The sequence below is a fragment of the Pseudomonas sp. ICMP 8385 genome (assembly GCF_002699915.1).
GTDB classification, from domain to species: domain Bacteria; phylum Pseudomonadota; class Gammaproteobacteria; order Pseudomonadales; family Pseudomonadaceae; genus Aquipseudomonas; species Aquipseudomonas gessardii.
The window spans coordinates 1-6,142 of record NZ_LKBY01000163.1 but is presented as its reverse complement, the minus strand read 5'-3'; the positions used below and the strand labels follow the sequence as shown (position 1 = coordinate 6,142).

Genomic DNA, 6,142 nt, shown 5'->3' with positions numbered 1-6,142 from the left:
CCCTGTGTTCTCCTGCTCAAAAAGTGAGCAGAAGCAGTTGAACACCTGGGTCAGTTTTCAGTCGGCAGAACAGCCTCTACTGGGTCAGTTTTCGGTCAGCGGCAACAGACGTTGATCCATAGCTTCAGTCAGGCAGTTCTCAATCGACAAGCTTCTAGGCTTCTAGACATAGCTAACGAAATGAAGGAGCAAGCTACGTTACTCAAAAACTGCGGATACAACGATCTAGCTGATTCGATTTTTCTGGAGTTTGACAAGCTTATGCTCGTGATTGAACAGATTCATGAAGTCAGAGATCAGCGCGACTGTGACCATAGTCCTAGCTAGTGGATGATTTCTGCTAATGCAATACCACTCCAACAAAATTTAGTCAATAGCTAATTCGGCGCAGATTGTCAACCCCTAAAAATGATGTTATTGTGACATCATGCTCGCCCAGGTAATCTAATCATGAATTCGGTCAGTCGGTCATTCGGTCAGTCGGTCATTCGGTCAGTCACGTCTGTTGAACAGGTATTTCCCGGTTCAGAACGTTTGATTTCAGCTACCGATCCTAGCGGTAAGATCATTTACTGCAATGATGAATTTGCGAGCATAAGCGGCTATACGCGTGAAGAACTTGTGGGCAGCCCACATAACTTGGTTCGCCATCCCGATATGCCCCCAGCTGTTTTTGGGCTGATGTGGAGTTATCTAAAGTCTGGCAAAAGCTGGATGGGTATTGTAAAAAATCGTTGCAAAAATGGTGACTATTATTGGGTCAGCGCCTATGTCACGCCGATTGTTGAAAACGGCGCCTTAACTGGTTATGAGTCCGTTCGAGTCAAGCCAAGTCGTGAACAAATAGAGCGTGCACAAAAGCTTTATGCTCGCTTGCGCACAGGCAAAGAGGCCACTCCAGGGCATCATCACTGTGGAGTATTCCTCGCAAGACTAGCTTTACCTATGACCGCCGCAACGTTTGCGGTTTGCGCCTCAATTCTACTCCCGAGTCTGGCAGCTCAAGCAATAACAGCCGTACTTTTTCTTGCGATGGGCTGGTGGTCGTATACTAATCAGGGAAAACTTCTTCACCGGATCATTCAAAGTGTTCCCAATGCATTTTCAGATCCTATTAGTGCCCTCACGTACAGCGATAGCTACGGCCCTTCTGCACGATTGGAAATGATATTGATCAGTGAGGATGCACGCCTTAAAACCGCACTTACTCGGTTAGGCGATCTAGCTAGCCAAGTAGCCGAAGCTGCTGCTGACTCCTCCCTACTCTCTAACCAAACAGAGCATGCCTTACTTGAACAGAGAGCTGAAACGGACATGACGGCCGCTGCCATGACGGAGATGGCAGCATCGATCAATGAAGTCGCCGGGCATGTGCAGCAAACGGCAACTGAAGCGCAAACTGCGAATGAATTGGCCGAACAAGGGGATAAAGTCGCTGGTACGTCCCGAGAAGCGATACAGCTTCTTGCGACTACAGTAACGAATATCAGTACTGCCGTGGATAACCTTGCCAGTGAAACGCAGCAAATTATGTCTGCAGCAGAGGTTATTCAATCGATCGCAGACCAAACGAACTTACTTGCACTCAACGCAGCTATTGAGGCTGCTAGAGCTGGTGAGCAGGGGCGCGGTTTTGCGGTAGTTGCCGACGAAGTTCGTGCCTTGGCCAGCAAAACACGTGTGTCAACTCAACAAATTCAAAGTGTCATCGAGACCCTCAAAAAAGGTGCTGATGAGGCCGTTGATATTGCGAGACTGGGTATACGCGAGGCTGACCACGGCGTGCGACAAGTTATTGAGGCTCAGAGCGCTCTGCAAGGGATTCGTGAGGCCGTAGAAAGAATAACTGGAATGAGCCAGCAAATGGCAGCGGCATCAGAAGAACAGGCTCATGTCGCGGAGGATATTGCTCGCCAGATCAACAATGTCGCTGGGACAGTTGAGAAAACAGCGAAAAATGCCCACGCCGCAGTGATTCGAGGCGGTGAACTTGAAAACACATCCCGTGGGCTGCACGCATTGGTTGAGCGATTCAATAGATAGTGCCTTGTGGTATTAGTGAGGTTCAGCAATGAGTCAAGGATACCGTGCGGCAGTAGATGCGGCTGCTATCTTTTCAGAGACGGACATGCAGGGAAACATTACTTATGTTAACGAACAATTCTGTGCTATTTCTGGATATAGCGTGCACGAGTTGCTCGGAAAAAATCATCGTATCCTGAATTCATCTTTGCATCCACCTGAGTTTTTTGCGGAACTGTGGAAAACAATATCAAGTGGAAAAGTTTGGAAAGGTGAAATCTGCAATATTCGAAAGGACGGTACTTTATATTGGGTAGAAAGTACTATCGTGGCCACCTACGATAGCGAAGCCAACGTAAAAAAATATGTTTCTATCCGCTTTGATGTGACAGAAAAGCGGAAGCTGATGGAAGTACTGCAGTGGCGCGCAGATCATGATGTGCTAACTGGTTTACCTAATCGTTCTTTACTATACGATCGATTTAAACAGTCTGTAGCCACAGCACATCGGAACCATAGTTCGCTTGCGGTGTGTATACTCGACCTCGATGGCTTTAAATTGATCAATGATCGCTACGGTCATGCGATAGGTGATCGTTTGTTAGTAGAGGTAAGCGAACGTCTGAAAAAAATCATTCGCGGCGAAGACACCGTCGCGCGATTAGGTGGCGATGAGTTCGTGATCCTTTTGGGGTTAATGCATGCGAATGAATTGGAAATGGCCATGCAAAGGATTCTGACGGCGCTTTCCCTAGCATATACAATTGACGGTATAGAACTTAATATTTCTGCTAGTATTGGTGTGACCATCTATCCAAAAGATGATGCGGATATCGACTCGCTCCTCCGTCACGCCGACCAGGCAATGTACAGAGCCAAACTGAGAGGTCGTGACTGCTATCATTTGTTCAATATATTACTGGATAATGAAGCCAGAACAGCCTTCGAAACTGTAGTACTCGTTAGCAAAGCCTTGCGTAATAATGAGTTATGCTTGCATTACCAGCCGAAAATAAATCTGAGCAGTGGGACCATTACTGGCTATGAAGCTTTATTGCGTTGGCAGCACCCGCAAGAGGGAATAATTTATCCGCAAAATTTTATCCCATTTGTTGAGCAAACTAATTTGATTGTCGATATTGGCAATTGGGTTATTGAACAGGCATTAACTCAAATCAGTAATTGGGCTGCGCTTGGAAAAACATGGTCAGTAGCGGTGAATATAGCAGCCTTACATTTTCAACGTGAGGATTTTGTCGAAACCTTAAAACACTTATTATCCCGTTTTCCAAATTCCTCACCGCAGATGTTAGATATTGAAATTGTCGAATCAGTAATGCTGGAAAATATCCCGCTCGTAGTTAAAAATATTAATGAATGCAAAAAACTAGGAGTTACATTTTCATTAGATGATTTTGGCACTGGGTATTCCTCGCTGAGCTATCTTAAAAAACTAGAGACGCATTCAATTAAGATTGATCAATCTTTTATTCGTGGAATACTTGACGACAAAAATAGCCTTTTATTGACGATCGCTATCATTGGTTTGGCCAAGTCATTTAATAGAGAAGTTATTGCTGAAGGTGTGGAGACAGTGGAGCAAGCTAAACTTTTGATGCGCCTAGGTTGCGACTCCGCACAAGGCTATGGTTTTGCGAAACCTATGCCGGTAGAGGCCGTCATCAGCTGGTCTAAACATTTTTCCCCAACCCATCTGTCCTTGGGGCCGAGTGATTTTTAAGCAGTTTGCGAAGATGAAATTTTTGTGTTTTTTCACTGGGATAAATTTAACTCCGGTGCATTTTTACTGATTTATTGCTCAATATCAATATTTCCGTTCTGACTTTGTCATACACTGTTTCAAGAGCCCACAAATTTTTGTGAAATCTAGACCTTTAGATCCCTGCTGCGCAGCTAACAAGCTGATATCGACGTCCAGGAATAATAAATTCAATGCAACGCCAGAAAGCTAGCAGAAAAAAAGTCACGGTAGCTATCAAGCTTCGTCTAGCGACGTTCTACACTCTGGAGGGATGGCTCCTCCTTGGAGGACCGAATCTACCTGAACCGTCAACCCTGGCTAGCTTTTTGGAAAACCTCGCTGATACGTTGGCGCGTGGCGTAATTGACCCAAATTCTATTGAAGCAGAACTGCTACGCTCGCTTGGACACCCACCGCCATCTTTAAGTCCGGTGGATTCAGCCCCGAAAAATCTCTGATCATTAACCAATTACGTCGAGCAGATCTGATGCTGAAAATGATATCCACACATCAAGTAAGGCTTGGGATGTATATCCAATCACTTGAAGGCAATTGGTTATCACATCCGTTTTGGAAGGCAAAATTTGTATTGTATGATCAGGCTGACCTAGAGGCTTTGCAAAACAGTAAAGTTTCGGCAGTGTGGATCGATTGTTCAAAAGGTACGGATATCACCGAAACAGCTGAGGATCCGAGTCAGGAACAAAAAGAACCACTAACTTATGCGGCACAAACACTGCCAACGCCAACGCCTGTTTCTACTACGGTGGCTGAAGAACTACATCGCGCATCGCAGATTCTCAACCATTCCAAACTTGCTGTGATGCAGTTATTCAATGAGGCCCGCCTCGGAAAAGCTATCGATATAGAACAATGTCTACCCATCGTAGAAGAAATTAGCACATCTGTGGCGAGGAACTCCTCCGCTCTCATTGGCCTGGCGCGACTGAAAACCAAGGACGAATACACCTATATGCACTCCGTTTCGGTTTGCGCTCTTATGGTTGCCTTGGCCCAGCAATTAGGACTGGATAACGAGCAGATTCGCGAAGCGGGGATTGCTGGACTGTTACACGACGTTGGTAAGATAGTAATTCCGGGAGTTGTGCTCAACAAACCGGGTAAGCTTACTGATGACGAATTTTCGGTAATGCGCAGGCATCCAGAACTTGGTCATGCCATGCTTCTCAAGAGCGAACTTATTCCCAAGTGCGCTCTAGATGTCTGCCTCCACCACCATGAGAAGATCGATGGCACTGGCTATCCGCACAGCCTCCAAGGCCAACAAATTAGTATTTTAGCGCGCATGGCGGCAATCTGTGATGTTTATGATGCTATTACCTCCAATCGTCCTTACAAGGAAGCTTGGGATCCCGCTAGCTCTCTCGCGCATATGTCGAAATGGACAGGGCATTTCGACAAAGAACTTTTTAATACCTTTGTCAAAACCGTAGGAATTTATCCGCTTGGCAGTTTGGTTAGATTACATTCCGGGTATTTGGGCGTGGTGATTGGGAAAAATCCGACCCATCTCAGCAGGCCGATTGTGCGCGTATTCTTCTCAGTTAAGTCTAAGACTACTATTGTGGAGCAGGTGGTGGATTTAGCACAAAGTTCGACAACAGATCGTATCGTCAGCCGGGAGGATCCAGCAAAGTGGGGGTTCAAAAACTTAGAAAACCTTTGGTGTTAATTCATGGTTCTAAGAACTGTAGGAGCGCCGGTTGCTCTAACAAATACGGAGAAACTCGTACGCTACAGGCTCGTTGCTGTTAATGAAAAAGATCAAAAAATAGCTCTATTCTTGCGCTTTCTGGATTTGGAAACCTGGCTGAAGCAGGGATGCCATCGCACCGATCAGATCATCCAGAGACCATGGCTTGTGTAAGTAGATCGTAGAAGGCGGGACTGATGCAGGATCTATCAAAGCCCCTGAGGTCAGAATCGATGCAATCGTCGGCCATCTTCCTCTCACCATTTCAATGAATTCTGTACCTTGAATTTGTCCAGGGACCCCATGATCGGCAATCACTAGCCTGCATTTTTCATGCGATTGCAGAAGATATGTTAACGCATCATCAGCAGTTTCAAATGCTAATGCCTCAGCCCCTACCTCCTCGACGATATCCACCATCAGTTCACGGAGCGTCGGATCATCTTCGACAATGATGACTCCGCCCAGAATTGGTAATAGGCCTTCCCGGTTAACGTACACTTTTTCACCTTCTTAACTAGCCAAAGACATCTACTCGCGCAAATCAGTTCTAGGGTTACTAGGCTCTGTACGTAAACCCAAGAAATACGATTTTCTGTAAAATACACCGCCATTAAAGCCAGGAGGCCAAGATGGCAAAGCGG

General features: G+C 45.9%; 3 protein-coding genes and 2 pseudogenes. 4 read left to right on the top strand and 1 reads right to left on the bottom strand.

Annotation, left to right across the window (positions count from 1 at the left end; translation table 11 throughout):
* Window positions 1-450 precede the first annotated feature (450 nt).
* The 4 genes and pseudogenes from AO268_RS33950 to AO268_RS31110 form a co-directional block, all read left to right on the top strand.
* A pseudogene (locus tag AO268_RS33950) lies at window positions 451-756 on the top strand (PAS domain-containing protein); the annotation flags it as partial.
* Window positions 757-1,083: 327 nt separating this feature from the next.
* Window positions 1,084-2,043 (top strand): annotated as a pseudogene (locus AO268_RS33945) (methyl-accepting chemotaxis protein); the annotation flags it as partial.
* A 28-nt stretch (window positions 2,044-2,071) separates the two neighbouring features.
* Window positions 2,072-3,763, top strand: a complete 1,692-nt coding sequence (locus AO268_RS31115) for a putative bifunctional diguanylate cyclase/phosphodiesterase (protein WP_099170814.1) — start codon at window positions 2,072-2,074, stop codon at window positions 3,761-3,763.
* 508 nt (window positions 3,764-4,271) lie between these two features.
* Window positions 4,272-5,477, top strand: a complete 1,206-nt coding sequence (locus AO268_RS31110) for an HD-GYP domain-containing protein (protein ID WP_081609204.1) — start codon at window positions 4,272-4,274, stop codon at window positions 5,475-5,477.
* A 105-nt stretch (window positions 5,478-5,582) separates the two neighbouring features.
* Here the strand turns inward: AO268_RS31110 and AO268_RS31105 are convergent, their stop codons facing one another.
* Window positions 5,583-5,999: a response regulator gene (locus AO268_RS31105; protein ID WP_017735067.1), complete on the bottom strand. Its 417-nt coding sequence runs from the start codon at window positions 5,997-5,999 to the stop codon at window positions 5,583-5,585.
* Window positions 6,000-6,142: the final 143 nt, after the last annotated feature.

Excerpts from the sequence above, each read along its gene's own strand:
- AO268_RS31115 (WP_099170814.1), top strand. The coding sequence starts at position 2,072 with ATGAGTCAAGGATACCGTGCGGCAGTAGATGCGGCTGCTATCTTTTCA.
- AO268_RS31110 (WP_081609204.1), top strand. The coding sequence starts at position 4,272 with ATGCTGAAAATGATATCCACACATCAAGTAAGGCTTGGGATGTATATC.